This window comes from Komagataeibacter diospyri (assembly GCF_043995075.1).
In the GTDB taxonomy this organism is placed as follows: domain Bacteria; phylum Pseudomonadota; class Alphaproteobacteria; order Acetobacterales; family Acetobacteraceae; genus Komagataeibacter; species Komagataeibacter diospyri.
The window spans coordinates 2,484,690-2,501,425 of the sequence record NZ_CP171836.1; the positions used below are offsets into that span (position 1 = coordinate 2,484,690).

The 16,736-nt window shown below is 60.3% G+C and carries 18 protein-coding genes and 2 tRNA genes; 7 read left to right on the forward strand and 13 right to left on the reverse strand.

The window, feature by feature from the left end:
• Positions 1-101: 101 nt before the first annotated feature.
• From ACE2AA_RS11625 to ACE2AA_RS11655, 7 genes are all read right to left on the reverse strand, one after another.
• Complete coding sequence (locus ACE2AA_RS11625; RefSeq protein ID WP_141301662.1) at positions 102-914, reverse strand: aminotransferase class IV; 813 nt, start codon at positions 912-914, stop codon at positions 102-104.
• Positions 915-1,044: 130 nt separating this feature from the next.
• Positions 1,045-2,403 (reverse strand): anthranilate synthase component I family protein, encoded by a 1,359-nt coding sequence (locus ACE2AA_RS11630; RefSeq protein ID WP_395369882.1) that lies wholly within the window; start codon positions 2,401-2,403, stop codon positions 1,045-1,047.
• Positions 2,396-4,234, reverse strand: a complete 1,839-nt coding sequence (gene ptsP, locus ACE2AA_RS11635; RefSeq protein WP_395369883.1) for a phosphoenolpyruvate--protein phosphotransferase — start codon at positions 4,232-4,234, stop codon at positions 2,396-2,398. The genes ACE2AA_RS11630 and ptsP overlap by 8 nt, the downstream gene beginning before the upstream one ends.
• Positions 4,221-4,481 (reverse strand): HPr family phosphocarrier protein, encoded by a 261-nt coding sequence (locus ACE2AA_RS11640; RefSeq protein ID WP_395372201.1) that lies wholly within the window; start codon positions 4,479-4,481, stop codon positions 4,221-4,223. The genes ptsP and ACE2AA_RS11640 overlap by 14 nt, the downstream gene beginning before the upstream one ends.
• 28 nt (positions 4,482-4,509) lie before the next feature.
• Complete coding sequence (locus ACE2AA_RS11645; protein ID WP_141261507.1) at positions 4,510-4,968, reverse strand: PTS sugar transporter subunit IIA; 459 nt, start codon at positions 4,966-4,968, stop codon at positions 4,510-4,512.
• Complete coding sequence (rapZ, locus tag ACE2AA_RS11650) at positions 4,965-5,936, reverse strand: RNase adapter RapZ (RefSeq protein WP_141261577.1); 972 nt, start codon at positions 5,934-5,936, stop codon at positions 4,965-4,967. Before rapZ ends, ACE2AA_RS11645 begins: the two co-directional genes overlap by 4 nt.
• A 134-nt stretch (positions 5,937-6,070) precedes the next feature.
• Entirely contained in the window at positions 6,071-6,514 is a 444-nt protein-coding gene (locus ACE2AA_RS11655; RefSeq protein ID WP_395369884.1) for an HPr kinase/phosphorylase, read from the reverse strand.
• A 99-nt stretch (positions 6,515-6,613) separates the two neighbouring features.
• Here ACE2AA_RS11655 and ACE2AA_RS11660 point away from each other — a divergent pair, with 99 nt between their 5' ends.
• Positions 6,614-6,973 (forward strand): endoribonuclease L-PSP, encoded by a 360-nt coding sequence (locus tag ACE2AA_RS11660; protein WP_227001054.1) that lies wholly within the window; start codon positions 6,614-6,616, stop codon positions 6,971-6,973.
• 187 nt (positions 6,974-7,160) lie between these two features.
• Here the strand turns inward: ACE2AA_RS11660 and ACE2AA_RS11665 are convergent.
• Positions 7,161-7,236: transfer RNA gene (locus tag ACE2AA_RS11665), tRNA-Ala, on the reverse strand.
• Positions 7,237-7,380: 144 nt separating this feature from the next.
• Here ACE2AA_RS11665 and ACE2AA_RS11670 point away from each other — a divergent pair.
• Entirely contained in the window at positions 7,381-7,701 is a 321-nt protein-coding gene (locus ACE2AA_RS11670; RefSeq protein ID WP_029329345.1) for a YggT family protein, read from the forward strand.
• 102 nt (positions 7,702-7,803) lie between these two features.
• Positions 7,804-8,256 (forward strand): YjjA family protein, encoded by a 453-nt coding sequence (locus ACE2AA_RS11675; RefSeq protein ID WP_141261510.1) that lies wholly within the window; start codon positions 7,804-7,806, stop codon positions 8,254-8,256.
• A 25-nt stretch (positions 8,257-8,281) separates the two neighbouring features.
• Here the strand turns inward: ACE2AA_RS11675 and hemJ are convergent, their stop codons facing one another.
• From hemJ to hemE, 3 genes are read right to left on the reverse strand one after another with little or no spacing between them, the layout of a single operon-like run.
• On the reverse strand, positions 8,282-8,731 hold the full coding sequence (hemJ, locus tag ACE2AA_RS11680) for a protoporphyrinogen oxidase HemJ (protein ID WP_395369886.1): 450 nt from the start codon (positions 8,729-8,731) through the stop codon (positions 8,282-8,284).
• On the reverse strand, positions 8,724-9,437 hold the full coding sequence (locus ACE2AA_RS11685; RefSeq protein WP_141261578.1) for an HAD family phosphatase: 714 nt from the start codon (positions 9,435-9,437) through the stop codon (positions 8,724-8,726). The genes hemJ and ACE2AA_RS11685 overlap by 8 nt, the downstream gene beginning before the upstream one ends.
• 3 nt (positions 9,438-9,440) lie before the next feature.
• Positions 9,441-10,502 (reverse strand): uroporphyrinogen decarboxylase, encoded by a 1,062-nt coding sequence (hemE, locus tag ACE2AA_RS11690; protein ID WP_395369888.1) that lies wholly within the window; start codon positions 10,500-10,502, stop codon positions 9,441-9,443.
• A gap of 406 nt (positions 10,503-10,908) precedes the next feature.
• On the opposite strand from hemE, the gene ACE2AA_RS11695 reads away from it, so the two are divergent.
• Positions 10,909-11,553 (forward strand): Maf family protein, encoded by a 645-nt coding sequence (locus ACE2AA_RS11695; protein WP_395369890.1) that lies wholly within the window; start codon positions 10,909-10,911, stop codon positions 11,551-11,553.
• A 97-nt stretch (positions 11,554-11,650) separates the two neighbouring features.
• Positions 11,651-11,726 (forward strand) — tRNA-Ala (locus ACE2AA_RS11700).
• A 167-nt stretch (positions 11,727-11,893) separates the two neighbouring features.
• Here ACE2AA_RS11700 and ACE2AA_RS11705 read toward each other — a convergent pair.
• Positions 11,894-12,645 (reverse strand): IS5 family transposase gene (locus ACE2AA_RS11705; RefSeq protein ID WP_395372138.1). Its coding sequence is split into 2 segments (ribosomal slippage): positions 11,894-12,315 and positions 12,315-12,645, totalling 753 coding nucleotides; the frame shifts between segments, so codons are not numbered across the junction.
• A 102-nt stretch (positions 12,646-12,747) separates the two neighbouring features.
• On the opposite strand from ACE2AA_RS11705, the gene ACE2AA_RS11710 reads away from it, so the two are divergent.
• A complete protein-coding gene (locus tag ACE2AA_RS11710; protein ID WP_012812328.1) occupies positions 12,748-13,998 on the forward strand; it encodes an IS701-like element IS1452 family transposase in 1,251 nt (416 codons plus the stop codon).
• 342 nt (positions 13,999-14,340) lie between these two features.
• Entirely contained in the window at positions 14,341-14,937 is a 597-nt protein-coding gene (locus ACE2AA_RS11715) for a dTDP-4-dehydrorhamnose 3,5-epimerase family protein (protein WP_395369892.1), read from the forward strand.
• A 58-nt stretch (positions 14,938-14,995) separates the two neighbouring features.
• On the opposite strand, the gene ACE2AA_RS11720 is transcribed toward ACE2AA_RS11715, so the two are convergent.
• Positions 14,996-16,429, reverse strand: coding sequence for an MATE family efflux transporter (locus ACE2AA_RS11720; RefSeq protein ID WP_141301674.1), 1,434 nt, complete (start codon positions 16,427-16,429; stop codon positions 14,996-14,998).
• Positions 16,430-16,736 lie beyond the last annotated feature (307 nt).

Here is a 16,736-nt window from a genome sequence, read left to right on the forward strand (position 1 = left end):
TTTCACGCAAGCTGGAAATGGGCCAATCCGGGTGGATTAGTCCAACCGCGTGATGCGGGGCAATAAGCGAAATGCCATAACTGCCCCGTCTGGGGCGGAAATCAGCCCTGACAGCCCGCCCGAAGGGTCGCCAGCAGGTCGGAACGACGGGGAAAGGCAACCCCATCCCACGCTACGGCTTCGCGCACGGACAGGCTGTTGAGGGTGAACGCCGCTTCCGCCGTGCCCAGCAGGGCGGGCGAAATACGTCCCTCCCGCACAATCCCTGCATCCACCAGCACCCCACGCGCCGTTCCGGGCAATGCGCCATCGCTGAGCGGGGGAGTTACGAGCTGCCCGTCAAGACAGGCGACCAGCGTGCTGGCGCTGGTTTCGGCCACGAAACCAGCATGATTGAGCAGCACGGCATCATCCGCGCCCCGTGCTGCCGCCTCCATCCGCGCAAGGATGGAGGGCAGGTAATTCAGGCTTTTGATCCGTGACAGGATACTGTCCGCGTCACGCCTGTGGGACGCGGTGACCAGACGCACCGGGGTCGCGGGCGGCAGGCCGGATGCCGCCGTCAGCAGCAATGTCGGCGTCACCTGCCCGGGTGGCAGCAGGCCGCGTGGTCCCACCCCACGGGTGCAGGTCAGGCGCAATGACCCGGTTTCCAGCCCGCAGGCATCCAGCAGGGCGGCAATGGCCGCCGTAATGACTATCCGGTCCGGCGGAGGCAGCATGATGGCCGCCGCTCCCTGCGCCAGCCGGTTCATGTGACGGTCGAAATGCCAGACCTGCCCACCCGCCACGCGCATGGTCTCGAACACGCCATCCCCCAGCAGGAACCCCCGGTCCGCCGTGTTCACATATGCGCCGCCTGCAGGCAGTATCCGGCCATTGAGCCATATGGGCAGGGAAACGGGCGCAGTCATGCAGGATTTCCTTCCGGCCTTGTCAGAACCCTAAAATCAAAAAGCGGTCTTTTGATGAAGCTTTCTTCAAAAAGTTTCTGGAAATGCCCCGCCTTTTTAAAGAAAGGCAGCACCAAAAAAACTTTTATCATCAATGGAAAATATCCAGAAGGGCCGCGATTTTCAGCTGCATTTCACGGTATTCCCGCATCGGATCTGAATCGAAGGTAATACCCCCACCCGCCGCCGCGATGATGCGGTCCGGTGTCATGGACAGCGCGCGGATGATGACAGAACTGTCCATTGCCCCATCGCACCCGATCCATGCAACCGTGCCGCAATAGGCTCCCCGACCGGAGACCTCCAGTTCATCAATGATCTGCATGGCGCGGTGTTTGGGCGCGCCCGTAACCGAACCCGGCGGCAGGGTCGCGGCCAGCAGGTCGAATGCATCACATTCCGTGCGCAGCCGTCCCGTAACCTCGGACACCAGATGATGGACATGAGTGAACCGTTCCACCCCGAACAGTTCGGGCACGCTGACGCTGCCGATCTTCGCCACACGCCCGATATCATTGCGCATGAGGTCCACGATCATCAGGTTTTCAGCCCGCTCCTTCGCATCACGCCGCAGGTGATGGGCCAGTCGCGCATCTTCGGCCATCGTCCGGCCACGGGGCGCCGTGCCCTTTATGGGGCGGGTGCGCACCGTGCCATCAGGAGAAAGGGCGATAAACCGCTCGGGCGAGGCGCTGAGCAGGGCGAATGTCCCATCACACGACAGGAACGCCCCGAATGGTGCGGGCGATCCGGCCCGCAATGCACGGTAGACATCCACCGGCCCAAGCCCGACGGGTCGGGCTGCATACATGCGGCCGGTTATGTTAACCTGAAACACCTCGCCCGCCCCGATCCGCTCCACCGCCTGCGCCACACCGGCACGATAGGCCGCACCATCGTGATCCGGCACAAAAGACAGGGCGGGCAATGCAGGGATTTTCCCTGCCGGGCCAACCGCCTCCCACTGGGCGACCAGACGGGCGATACGATCCGCGCGCAGGGCCATGGCATCATGACCGGCCAGCCATGCCCGGCCATGCAGGCGGTCAAGGACAAAGGCATGGTCATAAATGCCGAACGCGGCCTCCGGCTGCGCCGGGTCATCCCCGTGCCCGGTCACGATGCCCGCCATGCGCAGCCCAGCGCCATAACCGACAAACCCGACCACTCCCCCGGCAAAAGGCACATCGGCGGGACAGCCGCCCGTGGGCAGACAGTCCCGCAGCACCGTCAGAAGGTCGCGTGTCACCGGAACACCATCCAGCCTGCACTGGCCTGCATGCTGGGTCACCACATGTTGCGGGTCCCGACAGATGATCGCCCAACGCGCCCGATCGCCGACCTCGCCCCCGCTATCCAGACAGGCAAGCCACGGCAGATGTCCCCACGCTGCAAGGATGGCATCCACATCCCGCCATGGCAGGGACAGGCTGATGCCGTCCCTATCCATCCCCGGGGTGCCGCAGGTCATGGGCATAGGCTGTCAGCATGGCGCGGACTTCTTCCCCATCCGTCGCCTCCAGCGCACGGCAGGCCATACGGCGGCAGTCATCCATGGCGGCTGCCCGGATCGTGCGCTTGACCCGTGGCACGGCGGAAGCATGCATGGAAAAGGACCGCACCCCCAACCCCACCAGCAGGGGCACCGCCAGCGGGTCGGACGCCAGTTCCCCACAGAGGGAAACCGGCCTGCGCTGACGTAACCCCGCATCCGCCGTCATGCGGACAAGCCGCAACACCGCCGGGTGCAGCGGATCATACAGGGCTGTCACATCCGCTGCCGCCCGGTCGGCGGCAAGGGCATACATGGTCAGGTCATTGGTGCCGATGGCCAGGAATTCGGCTTCCTGCGCCAGCACATCGGCCATTAGGGCGGCGGCAGGCGTTTCAATCATGATGCCAAGCGGCGGTAACGGGTCGGGAATTTCCACCCCCTTGCGCCGCAGCCTGCGCCCGATCCGGGCATAAATATCACGCGCCGCCCGCACTTCGCCCACCCCGGACACCATGGGCAGCAACACCCGTACCGGCCCCGCATTAGCCGCGCGCAGGATGGCGGCGAACTGCGTTTCCAGCAGGGTGCGATGCTGCAACAGCAGCCGGATGCCGCGTACGCCCAGCGCCGGATTGACATCGCCCCCGTTGCCAATTCCCACGCGCGACAGGGCGTCGCTGTTCTTTTCACTGCCCCAGTCCACCACGCGGATCGTAACCGGATCACCCGCCATGGCTTCAATCAGGGGCAGATAGATGGCTTCCTGCCGGTCTTCATCAGGCAGGGTATCGGTATTCATGAACAGGAATTCACTGCGCAGCAGGCCGATGCCCGCCGCCCCCGACTGCGCCACCATGGGCAGTTCGGCCGGGATTTCCAGATTGGCCTGAAGCGTCAGCACCTCCCCACTGGACAGACGGGCGGGCAGCCGACGCAGGCGGCCCAGCATCTGGCGTTCGCGCGCATAGGCTGCAACATCCACCCGCGCCGCCGCCGCCGTGCGGCTGGACGGACGGATAATGACATGTCCCGTCACCCCATCCACCACCAGACGCGTGCGCCGCCGCACCTGCGCCAGCAGTCCGTGGGCGGCCAGCACGGCAGGAATGCCCAGCGCACGCAGCAGGATGGCGGTATGACCCGTACTGCCGCCTTCTTCCGTCACGACGGCGGCAATGCGGGAGGGATCGATCAGGGCGGCATCAGCGGGACGCAACTGCTCGGCGACCAGAATGGCCCCGTCCGGCAGGGCGGAAAAGGAACGGTAGGGCGTGCCGCTGAGGTTACGGACCAGCCTGCGCCCGATTTCACGGAATTCACCCGCCCGCCTGCGGGCCGCCACCGCGTCCTCGCCCTGCGGCGCGGGACGGCCGGGGGGAGCCAGCATATGGGTGGCCAGTGCCTCTGTTTCCTGCATGACAGCGGCTTCGGCCAGCATGCCATGTTCCAGCCGTGCCTCGATCCCGCGCCGCAGGCGCGAAGGGCCCAGCATACGGCGATAGACTTCCAGCAGTGAACCGATTTCCACCTGCCCGTCTTCCGGCAGCAGGGCCAGACGGTCGTGCAGGCGGCCAAGCTGGGCTACGGAACGGCCTATGGCATCATGCAGCCGGGTGCGTTCATGCCCCGGATTACAGTCCCGGCGCGCCATGTCTACCGGCGGCGGGGCCGGTTCATGCGCGACAGCGGCGTAACCGATCGCGACACCGGGGGAGACGGGCTGGCCTTCCAGCCGGACTTCACCCGCGCGGGGACGCTGCTTCGGGCGGCGTTCAGTCGCCTTCATCAAACCCGGCCCCGACCAGCCGCGCCAGGGCCGCAAGCGCCTGTGGCCCCTGGGGGCCGGTGGTGGTGATGGTGATCGTCTCGCCCCTGCCCGCGCCCAGCATCATCAGGCCCATGATGGAATGGCCCGAAACCGTCATGCCCGCATGGGTGACATCAACGCCCGCATCGAATTTTTCGGCAGCCGTCACGAATTTCGCGGCAGCCCGCGCATGCAGCCCGCGCTGGTTCACGATCCCCACATCCATCCGGTGCGGCACGGACTGTGTCGCCGTTTCAGCCACCGTGGCCTGCCACGCTGTCCGCCTCACCCACGCATTCCCCCACACCCGACAGGCAGGCCGCAGGCAGGTGGGAGGCCACGGATATGTAACGCCTGCCCGCTGCTTCCGCGCCATTGAGGCATTCGCGCATATCCGCATGGGCGCGCATCTGCGCCAGCTTGACCAGCATGGGCATGTTCACCCCCGCCAGCACTTCCACCCGATCGGTTTCCAGAACGGAAACCGCGACATTCGATGGCGTGCTGCCGAACATGTCGGTCAGCAGGATGACGCCCTGTCCGCTATTGACCGAGTCGATGGCCCGCTGCAGGGCATCGCGGCATGTGCCGGGCAGGGAGGTGGCAGTGACGTTGAATACCGCTGTCTGCGCCTGCGGGCCGACCACGTGTTCGAGTTCCCCTTTCAGGGTCTCGCCAAGGACACCATGCATCACGAACACGAGACCGATCATTTCGGGTCTGTCTGCTCCGTTGTTTCCGGCAGCCCGCGTGGCCGATTGGCCCACCGCCAGCTGCTGCGGCCCTGACGGGCCAGTTCACGATGCATGATCACCACCGGCCATGCATCATGTGGATGGGTATTGCCCGCACGTTGTGCAAGCCTGAGCGCAAGCGCCTCCACCAGTGTGACGGAACGGTGCCGACCGCCCGAACAGCCTATGGCGATGGTGGCGTACTTTTTTCCTTCCCGCACGAAACGTGGCAGCACCAGTTCCAGCAATCCCACGATACGGTCAAGGAATTCCTTATAATCCGGGTCACAGGCGACATAGTCCGCTACGTCCGCATCCAGCCCGGTCATGGCCGACAGGGCCGGATCATAATAGGGATTGGTCAGGAAACGGGCATCGAACACCATGTCCGCTTCACGCGGGAGTCCTGCCGGAAAGGCGAATGACATGAGGGCGACCGTCAGGCCATCGAGTCCCCCCGCCGTCCATTCCCCGAAACGGGCCTCGACCAGCTGCCGCAGTTCCGGCGGTGGCAGGTCGGAGGTGTCAATCACCACATCCGCCGCTTCGCGCAGGGGGGATGTCAGGCGGATCTCGGCCTCGATCCCTTCCTTGACGGTGCCATGGACGGCCTGCGGATGGCGCCTGCGGGTAGCGGTATAGCGACGCAGCAGGACGCTTTCCTCGGCTGTTGCGTATATCAGTTCCGCATTCAGGCCCGGATTGATCCGCAGCCGCGCCAGCGCCGCCAGCACGGCGGACGCATCAAACCCACGCGTACGGGAATCCACGCCAACCGCCACGGGACGTTCAGCACGGGCCACGATTTCATCCAGCATGCCCAGCGGCGGATTGTCGATCACCTCGTGCCCCAGATCCTCCAGAATGCGCAGAATCGAGGACTTGCCCGCCCCGGACAACCCGGTGACAAGCAGGATACGACGGGGAAGAGGTGTGTCTTCATGCATGGTGTCAGTCACGCAAAACCCTGACTTCTGTCAGCCACATGCCCAGTGACAGATCGCTGTATCATGGCGGGATCGAAACCTTTTCTTGAACCCATTGTTCCCTGAATGGGCGACAATGGAAAGTGGCAACGATATCACAACTGCCTTTCATCCAGCAGATGCCTGTGACCGGCGATGCAGTCCAGCACCAGCCCGATACGGGCAACGGCGGAAGGCTGCGCCGGATCAAGAAAGAACACCGGCTGTCCCACGACCTTATCACACCGGGGCGGCGGAGGGAGTCGTGGTGGATGGTCGGACGGGGAAACCAGCCTTGCAACAGCTACAACACGCACGCGCGCACGATAGCGCATGCGCACGATCCCGATACCACGTACTTCCAGCAGTCCGGCAAGGGCTGCTGGCGCACTGGCCCAGCCTGCATGCAGGCAGACCCGGTCATCGGCCACCAGGTCATAGCCCGCGTCAATCAGGCGCAGCAGCAGATCGGACTTGCCGGACCCCGACGGACCGGAAAGCACGATACCCTGCTCCCCCCGCGCGGCACAGGACGCATGGATCTGAACCGGATCATTCATGGAAAAGGGACTTATCCCAAAGTCATCATTTCGGGGATGGAAAATTTTTTATGGACAAAACATGACCATTTTGTGATTCTGGCTTCAATGGAAGAAAACATGCCGTTCCGCCCTTCGCCGGAAGTACATATCCGGTGCCTGACCGGCGTCGATGCCACGACCGGGCAGTTCCCGACCGAGCTGTTTCCCCAGATCAGGCAGGCACTGGCCACGGGCATGACCCGGCTGGGACAGCAGGGCATGACTGCGGAAAACGTGACCCGCATCACCTTCACCCTGCGTGAAACCGATGGCTTCAGCGCCTGCTTTCCCCTTCTGAATGACCTGTTCGGCCGTACCTGCCCTGCTACGACACTGCGGCTGGTCAAGCAGTTCGACCGGGACGGCCAACTGGCGGAAATCGAACTGGTGGCCCTGCCTGCACAGACTGATGACGCACCGTTTCCGGACGCTGTTTGACAATAAAGGTTTCCGGAAGCTGCCTGTTTTCAGGAAAGACAGCATTTTCCAAAGCTTTTTTCAAAAAGCTTCACCAAAAACTTCTGTGATTTTCAGAACATCTTTATGGACAGACTGTCTGCAACAGTCCCAAGTTCCCGACCCCATGGTCAATCTGTCGGATACGGTCATTCAGGGGAAAGGAAAGTGGTGGAGCTGAGGGGAATCGAACCCCTGACCTCCTCATTGCGAACGAGGCGCTCTCCCATCTGAGCTACAGCCCCACAATCCTCGCGCGATACATACCCTGCGGAGGCCGCAAGTCAAGACCCATTTTTAAGGCTGCAATCGCTTTTCTCCCCTGACCATCCTGTTCATAGCAGTTGTATGCGGGCATGACGGACACTAAATTCTGTTTCCCATCATCCATGAAGGTTGGCCCGTTGATCACCATTATCTTTAACCTGCTGGCTGAACTCATACAGCTTTATTACTATGTGGTGATGCTGGCCTGTCTGTTCAGCTTTCTCCTTGGTTTCGGCATTCTGGACCCACGCAACCAGATCGTGTGGAACATCTCGAACTTCCTGTTCCGCATGACCGAACCGGTCCTGCGTCCCATCCGGAACATTCTGCCCAACATAGGCAACATTGACCTCAGCCCGCTCGTTCTGCTGCTGCTGCTGCAGTACGTGGTGATGCCGGTCATGGGCAAGATCTACGGTATGCTTATGGTCGGGATTGCATAAAATCCGTGGCTGCGGGCTATCCCCCCCGCGCCGGAGGCGGATATAACAGGACATACAGGCCTTGGCTTTCCTTCGGCCCGGATTTCAGGAGTTTATCATCACATGAAAAAAATGAACCGTTTCCTGGCTCTTGCCGCGGCCCTGCCACTTGCCGCCGCCCTGTCCGGTGCCCCCGCACATGCGCAGGGGTTCGGTGACCTGACCGGTGGATCTTCCTCGGGCGGACTGGGCAAGGCGGCTGGCCTGCTTTCGGGCAGCGGCGTGAACATGCCGTCCGTCTCGTCGCTGGCTCCTTCCAACGTCACGGGCCTGCTGAGCTACTGCGTGCAGAACAACTACCTGCAGGGCAACAGCCCCACCACGCTGCTGTCGTCGCTGAAGCAGAAGGCGGGCCTTGATACCTCCAGCACCCAGTATTCCAACGGGCAGAACGGTATCCTTGATACCGGCAACGGCAACACGTTCTCGCTGTCGTCGCTGACCGGCAACCTGAAGCAGAAGGTTTCGACCAAGGTGTGTAATGCCGTGCTGAAGCAGGGCAAGTCCCTGCTCTGATCCGGTAAATGTGTGTCCGCCCGCCTCAGAACGGGCGGACAACCACCATGATGACAATAATCATCATAAGTACGGTCGGCACTTCGTTCGCCATGCGGTAGAACCGTTCGGACCGCATATTGCGGTCATTGGCGAAATCACGCCGCCATCGCCCGCACGCACCATTGAAACCAGCCATTGCCAGCACACAGGCAAGCTTGGTGATCCACCAGCCGGAATGCCAGTCGACCAGACCCGGAATGGCCGACAGCAGGCCACCGAACAGGAACGTGCTGATCATGGCCGGCATCATGATGAACCGCAGCAGCTTGTATTCCATCACCTTGAAGCGTTCGGATTCAGCCGTGCCCGCCGCTACCTGACAATGATAGACAAACAGTCGCGGCAGATAGAACAGTCCCGCCATCCATGCGATGAATGACATGATGTGGAACGCCTTCAGCCACAGCATGACGGACGCAAGTGCATCAATCATGCGCGGCACCCTGGTGTTTCTGACTGTCCAGTATCCGCCGCAGCAGCGGCACGAATTCATCAAGGTGCGTAATCCGAAGCAGCCCCGACCATGATGGTGCGGACAGGTCCGCGGGTCTTAACAGCACGCATCCCATGCCTGCCGCCTGCGCCGCACGCGCGCCGGTGTCGGTATCTTCCAGCACGATGCAGTTTTCAGGTGGCACGCCCTGCGCCTTCGCCGCCGCCAGATAGACAGCCGGGTCCGGCTTGGGCTGGCCCATGTCCCGGGCGGAATGGATATGTGCGGGCGCGATCAGGGCATCAAGCCCGGTACGGCCGAATTTCGCCTCCATCTCCATGACCGAAGAATTGGACCCGATACGGTAGGGCAGTCCAAGGGCCGCCACCCCGCGCAGCATGGCGGGGGCACCGTCTATGGTTTCCGCCTCGCTGCGCATGAGGGTGACAAGGTTGCGCTGCATCTGCGCGGGCCAGTCATCAGGCAGGGTGATGCCCTCCGCCTGCTCGATCTCATGCTTCAGCGCCGTCAGGGCATGGCCCGCAAAACGGTGGACCGCGTCTTCATCGCTGATGCCAAGGCCATATTCGCGCAGGTTGCGGGCAATCATGCGGCATGACGGCCCTTCGCTGTCGATCAGGACACCATCACAGTCAAAAATGACCAGCTTGAGCGCGCCATCGGGACGCAGGGCGGCAGGCAGCATCATTCATACATCCCGTATGGTCTTGATCAGGTCGCCCACATGTTCGGGAGGCGTGGTCGGAATGACCCCATGGCCAAGGTTGAATACATGGGGGCGGCCCTTCATCGCATCACGGATGGCGCGGGCTTCGGTGCGCATGCCCTCACCGCCCGCCAGCACGCGGATCGGGTCAAGATTACCCTGCAGCACCAGCGTGTCCGGCACCTTTTCCGCCACGGCCTTCATGTCGGCCCCGGTATCAAGCGCCATCGCGTTCACACCCGTCTTGTGCCCGTATTCAATCGCCATAAGCCCGCCCAGCCGCGGGAAGCCGATAACCGGCACGCCGGGATGGCGGGCATTGATGATTTCGGTAATCCGGCGCGTAGGTTCAATGACGTGCCTGCGGAACTGTGACGGCGGCAGAAGTCCAGACCAACTGTCGAACAGCATGACCGCTTCCGCCCCGGCCGTGATCTGGTCGCACAGCATGTCCGCCGTGGCGGTGGTCAGCAGGTCGATCAGGCGGTCGAAGAATTCGGGATCGGTATAGGCCAGCCTGCGCGTTTCCTCGAACTCACGCGATCCATGGCCTTCAACCATGTAGCACGCCACCGTGAACGGCGCCCCGGCAAAGCCGATCAGCGTGACCTGTCCCGGTTTCGCAGGTCCGATCGGTTCTGGTCCGTCAACGGCCCTGCGCAGCCGCCCCAGCGTTTCCATCACCGGCTGCGTTGCCTGTTTTACCCGCGTGGGATCCAGGCGTTCAAGGTCGGCTATCGAACGCACGGCCCCAAGGACGGGACCCCGACCCGGCACGAATTCCAGTGACTGTCCCATCGCCCATGGCAGGATGAGGATGTCGGAAAACAGGATCGCGCCATCCATGCCAAAACGCCGGATGGGCTGAAGCGTGATATCCACCGCCATGTCCGGGGTCATGCAGCGGGTTATGAAATCCGCCTTTTCACGCAACGCCCGGAATTCTGGCAGGAACCGGCCCGCCTGCCGCATCAGCCATACCGGAGGTGGCCATGTTGCCTCTCCCAACAGGGTGCCGAGCAGGGGTTTGCGTGTTTCAGTCATCGATCCGTCGTTCTGTTTCGTTGTGGCCGGACTATCTCGTACTTTCGCCGTGACGGATAGCGGGCAGGTGGAACGTGCGCGCCTCTTTCAAAACAATAAAAGAAAAGAGAAAGAAATTTTTTGATGTGCTTTAAGTGCTGTGGATGACGGGGTACCCACGTTTCCGAAAATGTACCCCACTTTTCCCACAGAGTGTACAGTTTCCGACTCCAAGGATTCCCGTGCCTGCGGGGAGTTATCCAGAATGTACCGACATAAGCCTGTGTACAACCCACCGTGAATGGAGGTGTAACCGTTGTCCACGGTACTCGGTACGGCACAGAATTGTTTGGAGTACTGTCCCCATGTACCCCAGTACTCGAACATGCCGAATTTCCTGTTTCACTTCGGCAGTACGGAGAGGGTGATGCCAGACGACTCGAATTTAGTACTAAAGCCACCGCCATTACAGGCGGAGTCGCCGCCGATAGTACTTGCCAGCCGCTCTGCCGCGCGGCGGAGTCTGCTGGAATCGGCGGGCATAAGGGCGGATTACCGGGCAGCGGATGTGGATGAACATGCCATTCGCGACCAGGCCCGTGCCTGCGGGATGGAAACAGGCCAGACAGCCCTTGAACTGGCCCGTGCCAAGGTGCGCGCCATAAGCGTGGATACTGGTGCGGTCGTGATTGGAGCGGACCAGATGCTGTCATGCGATGGGGCGTGGTTTGACAAGCCTGAAAGCATGGATGCCGCCCGCCAGCAGTTGCGCATGCTGCGTGGCAGGGCACATGTGCTGCATACGGCAGTAGTGATGCTGCGTGACGGGAGCGAGACATGGCGCCATGTCGCCTGCCCCGTGCTGCATATGCGCGGCTTCAGCGATTCCTTTCTGGAGCGTTATCTGGCGCTGGAGGGTGATGCAATTCTGTCCTGTGTCGGGTGTTACCGTCTGGAAGGGGCAGGCATTCACCTGTTTTCCCATATAACAGGGGAACATGCCGCCATTATGGGCCTGCCTCTGCTCCCACTCCTGCAGGCGTTACGGGCACAGCGTATCATCCTGCGATAATTTGGTTTGTGGGGGTTGCATTGCCAGGGTCTTACGGTTATACCCCGCGAACCGGACCACGGCAGGCCATATGAAACGGCCAGTCAGTCAGGACAGTGGGGCCATAGCTCAGTTGGGAGAGCGCCTGAATGGCATTCAGGAGGTCAGGGGTTCGACTCCCCTTGGCTCCACCAGATTCCTTATCTGGTACCCCCTTAAGATACTAAATCTGACAGTTCACCTGATAGACTGGTAAAAAAAGTCTACGAACTGAAGTGTCCTGAAAAAGTTTTTTGGTAAAGCTTTCTAAAAAAGACGGCATCCAAAAATTTTCATGATTTTTTATAGGGCCTGTTGGGAATTATCTTGAATTAATGATTGCGCCAACGAGATAGATCATGGCTTCGAATGATCTGTCTGTTTTTTCGCTGCGCATGGCGATGCGCTTGAACTCCTTGAGCTTGCAGAAGAAGTTCTCAATGAGATGGCGTGCTTTGAACAGGGCCCCATCGAACGGGCGTCTGTCGAGGCGGTTTTTGCGCTGGGGGATGGCCACGCAGGCCCCTTGCGCGCGTATGGCGTCCACGATCCAGTGGACATCGAAAGCCTTGTCAGCAAGAATTCCTTTAAAATCAGCTGGTTCGAGAAGAGGCGCAACGCCGACCGTATCGTAATGCTGGCCGGGGATAAGCGTGAAGCGGACCAGATTACCCAAGGCGTCGGTCATGGCGATGATCTTCGTTGACCACCCCGTTACACTCCGCCCTATCGCCTGGCTTCGGGTCCCCCTTTTGCGCCTTGGCCGTGGCGGTGAACCCGGACCACCGTACCGTCAATCATCGCGTATTCCATATCGGCATCGTCAGAGACAGCGTCAAAAAGCCGTTTGAAAACACCGGCTTTCATCCAGTCACTGTAGCGCGAATAAACCGAGTTCCAATGTCCGAAATACGTCGGCAGGTCCCGCCACGGACTACCGGTCCGGGCGATCCACAGGACCGCCTCGATGAAGAGGCGGTTATCCTTCCCGCTGCGTCCCTGATCCGTCTTCTTGCCAAGGCACAGCGGTTCCATTTTCGCCCATTGGGCATCCGTCAGTATGAAGCGATCCATATGGTCTTTGAAACACATCATGGCCCTTTAGAAAACTCAATTCCCAACAGCCCCTAACACTACAGTTGCATTTTGTGTTGAGTTCTGAATCTATGGGTAACCATGATTCAGGATATGATGAGTGGCGGTACGTCTGTTGAAGAGACGCTGGAATTATGGGCGCGCTCGCTTCGGTCCGCCAAGGATCGGATGGCGCCGCTGTTCACGCAAAAACGTGTCGTAGATTCGGCCTGTGCTTTTCTTGATGTTTTGATTGGCAATGAACCACGCAAGACGGGATGGATGCGAGCGGAAGCCGCAGGAGATCCTGGTCCATGGCGGCAGCAGGCGCTTCTGGGACGCGGGCACTGGGATGCCGATGCCCTTCGTGACGTCGTCAGGGATTATGTGATTGAGCATCTGGGCACTGAAGAGGGCGTGCTGGTCATTGATGAGACCGGTTTTCTGAAGAAGGGTCAGGCGTCCTGCGGTGTGGGGCGGCAGTATACGGGATCTGCCGGCAAGATCACGAACTGCCAGATTGGTGTGTTTGGCGCTTATGTTTCGGAACGGGGGCATGCCTTTATTGACCGCGCCCTGTATCTCCCGAAAGACTGGACATCAAAGCCTGAGCGTCTGAAGCGGGCCCACGTTCCCGATGACGTGGTGTTTGCAACCAAACCGGCGTTAGCCTCGATGATGATTGAGCGAAGTATTGAGGCCGGTGTGCCGTTCCGCTGGGTTGCAGCAGACAGCGTGTATGGCGTGGGCGACGTAGAACGCACGCTTCGCCGGGCAGGAATTGGATATGTGCTTGGGGTCAAGGGCAATCACTGGTTCGGATCATGGGCAACGGAACCGCTGATTGCCGGAGAGGCGAAAGATATTGCAGCAGGACTGCCAGACCAGGCCTGGCGTCGTCTGTCAGCGGGGCACGGCACAAAAGGTGAGCGACTTTATGACTGGGCGTATCTTCCGCTTGCTGATCTGGATGCTGAAGAATTTGACTGCCCTATAGCCGGACCATGGACACGTGGCCTGTTGATCCGCCGAAACATCGCTGACGGGGACCTTGCCTATTTTACGACCTGGAGCCCGAAAGGGACAACCACGCAGGAACTGGTGAACGTTGAAGGGACGCGCTGGAGGATCGAAGAAGGGTTCGAGACGGCCAAAAACGAATTTGGTCTTGATCATAACGAGACCCGCTCCTGGCATGGTTGGCATCGGCATGTCTCTCTGGTCATGCTGGCCTATGCCGTCATGGCCAGTGTCCGTTACCAGGCAAACTCACTGAAACCGAAAAAAACACAACTCAGAACACGACAGTCCTTGTCCGCTGGTCCATTCAGGAGATCAGGCGCCTCGTCGTAAAACTTGCACAACGCAGACTACCCGTCTCTCACATCCTCAGATGGTCCGTCTTTCGACGAACGCATCAGGCCAGTGCTATCCGCGCTCACTCACGACACAAAATGCAACTGTAGTGCTAAACAGCCTTTGGGCCAGCGTATGAAATCTGTTTCCGGATTGCCTTAATCGGTTCGTAATACGTGCTGCGTTAAAACTGCATTTCATACGAATGAAACGCGTAATCGGTTCAGCGTGTTCCCGACCAAATGAAAAGCAGATCCGGATGCAGATTTTAAGTGATTGCCCATCCATGCCCGTATTGGGACATGGCCACCCGCCTGTATGTCGGGCACGGGGCGGATAATGGACAGGCATACCGTATTGCCTGTCGCGTCTGCCAGATATGGGGCGCAGGACATCGAACTGGAGGCACTGCCGCTCAGTGGGGTTTATGTGCTGACGCGTCTATCGGATCGCCATGCCAGTCCTGATACCGCGCTTTTGCACCGGATCGGTATGGAAGGGCATTTCACACATGGTATCAGCCTTGTGTCGCATCATCAGGGTCATGTAAGGGGCCTGCATTGTCAGATAGAACCTGCGCCACAGGGCAGGCTCATGCAGTGTGAACACGGTGTGGTATGGTGTGTGGTGGTGGATGTGCGCACTGGATCCCCGACCTTCGGGCAATGGGTTGCGGAGACCCTGAGTGCCGAAAATGGTCGATGGTTATGGATCCCGCCGGGTTTCCTGCACGGGTCATGCACGCTGGGTGACCGGACGGCGGTCCGTTACTACTGCACCACCCCTCCGCAGCGAGAGTATGAACGGGCCGTGCGCTGGAATGATGAAGCCCTGGGGATCGGGTGGCCCGTGGCGGACACGCAGGCTGTCCTGTCCCGGCAGGACCTGTCGGCCGCACCTTTTTTCAGCGTGATCGACTGGTTTGCTTACGCCTGATTATAAAACATTGTTTGAAAAAAACTTCTTTTTTCACCGTTCCGGGGCCGTTGGCCTGTCAGGTGGAATGATCGAGTTCGTCGAGTTCGATCATTCCAGCCTCCCCCGTCTGGGCGGGGGGGATAACGGGCATGGCCTGTTCTGTTGCCCTGTCACCCGGATGCAGCCTGCGGACCACGCCAAAGGCGGTCATGACCGCGCAGGACCCGAACAGGACACACCCCAGCACCTGCCCCACCTGCACGCCGGCGGGACCGAACTGCATGCCGAACCACACGAACGGAATGGTGCCCAATGTCGCCCGGCCCCAGTTGAACAGGGTGGAATAAAGCGGGAAACCCAGATTGTTGAAGGCGGAATTGGCCACGAACAGCATGCCGATGAAAACGTAACCGGCAATGGTCCAGTTACAGAACAGGTGAATCAGCATCGCCGCCGTGCCCTGTGCCGAAAACACCCGCACCACCATGTCCTGTGTCAGGAACAGGACTGCCCATGTAATCGCCACGCACAACGCCACCAGCCACAGGGACGCAACCAGGGTGGCGCGCACCCGGTCCAGCTTTCCCGCCCCCAGATTCTGCGACATGATTGGCCCAACCGATCCCGTCAGGGCAAAAACAAAGGCGAACGCCACCGGTACGATCCGGTCAATGGTCGCCTGTCCCGCCACGGCTGCCAGACCGAAGCTGGCCATGGCATGGGTGACGAATACGCCGCCAACCGGGGTCGCCAGATTGGTCAGGATGGCAGGCATCGCCACCTGTGCCACCATTCTGGTATCCGTGATGACATGGGTGCGCACCGGCAGTGCCAGCAGTCCATGCCGACGGGCGCAGCGGAAACCGGCCACCGCCACGGCCAGACGCGACAGGATGGTGCTGATCGCAGCTCCCTTCAGCCCAAGCCCCATCACCACGATCAGCAGCGGATCGGCAATGGCCGAGATCATGGCCCCCATCAGGGTCACGTTCATGGAAATACGCGCAGCCCCTATGGCGCGCAGCAGGCCCGAACACCCCATGCCCGCCGCAATCAGCGGCAGCCCGGGTGAGACGATTTCCAGGAAAAGGGTGGCCTGACGGGCCGCTTCCCCCTTTGCCCCCAGCAGCGCAAGCAGGGGGGCCGCCAGCCATGCCGTGAATATACCGATTACCAGACATGCGCTGATCATGAAAATCCCGAAGGAGGATGCGACCCGTTGTGCCTGTTCCATCCTGCCCGCGCCGATCAGCCGCCCGGTAATGGCCCCGATGCCGATGGACAGGCCAATGGACACGGCAATCTGCACGTAGCTTATGACGCCCGAAAACCCGATGGCTGCGGTCAGCGCGGGATCACCCAGCCACGAGATGTAGAAAAGATTCAGCAGGTCGACAATGAAGACAGCCATAAGCCCAATGGCCCCGGTCCCTGCCATGACAACAACGTGGCGGACAATATGCCCCGTGCAGAAGGCGGCTTTTGGTCGGGTTACGGTGTGTCCCCCCATTCGGGTGTCCTGTCTGCTGGCGTTCATACGGTCAGGCCAGAGCTGCCGCGATTTCTGGCTGCATGATGCGGGTCAATGAAATCTGGCACAAGGCCCATGTCGTGCCTGCCTTTTTCCTGTGGCCTGAAAAAGTATCGTGATGTCGTGTCTATATTGTCAGCACATTGTGCGGTGCAAAATAAACAAAGTGATTGTGCAGTGCAAAAAAAGTAAAATTTCATTTTTATTTATATTTATGTTGACCATTTAAAATAAGGGTGGCATACAGAATCACACGAAGCGATCAGGCTTCCATAAATACAAAGAA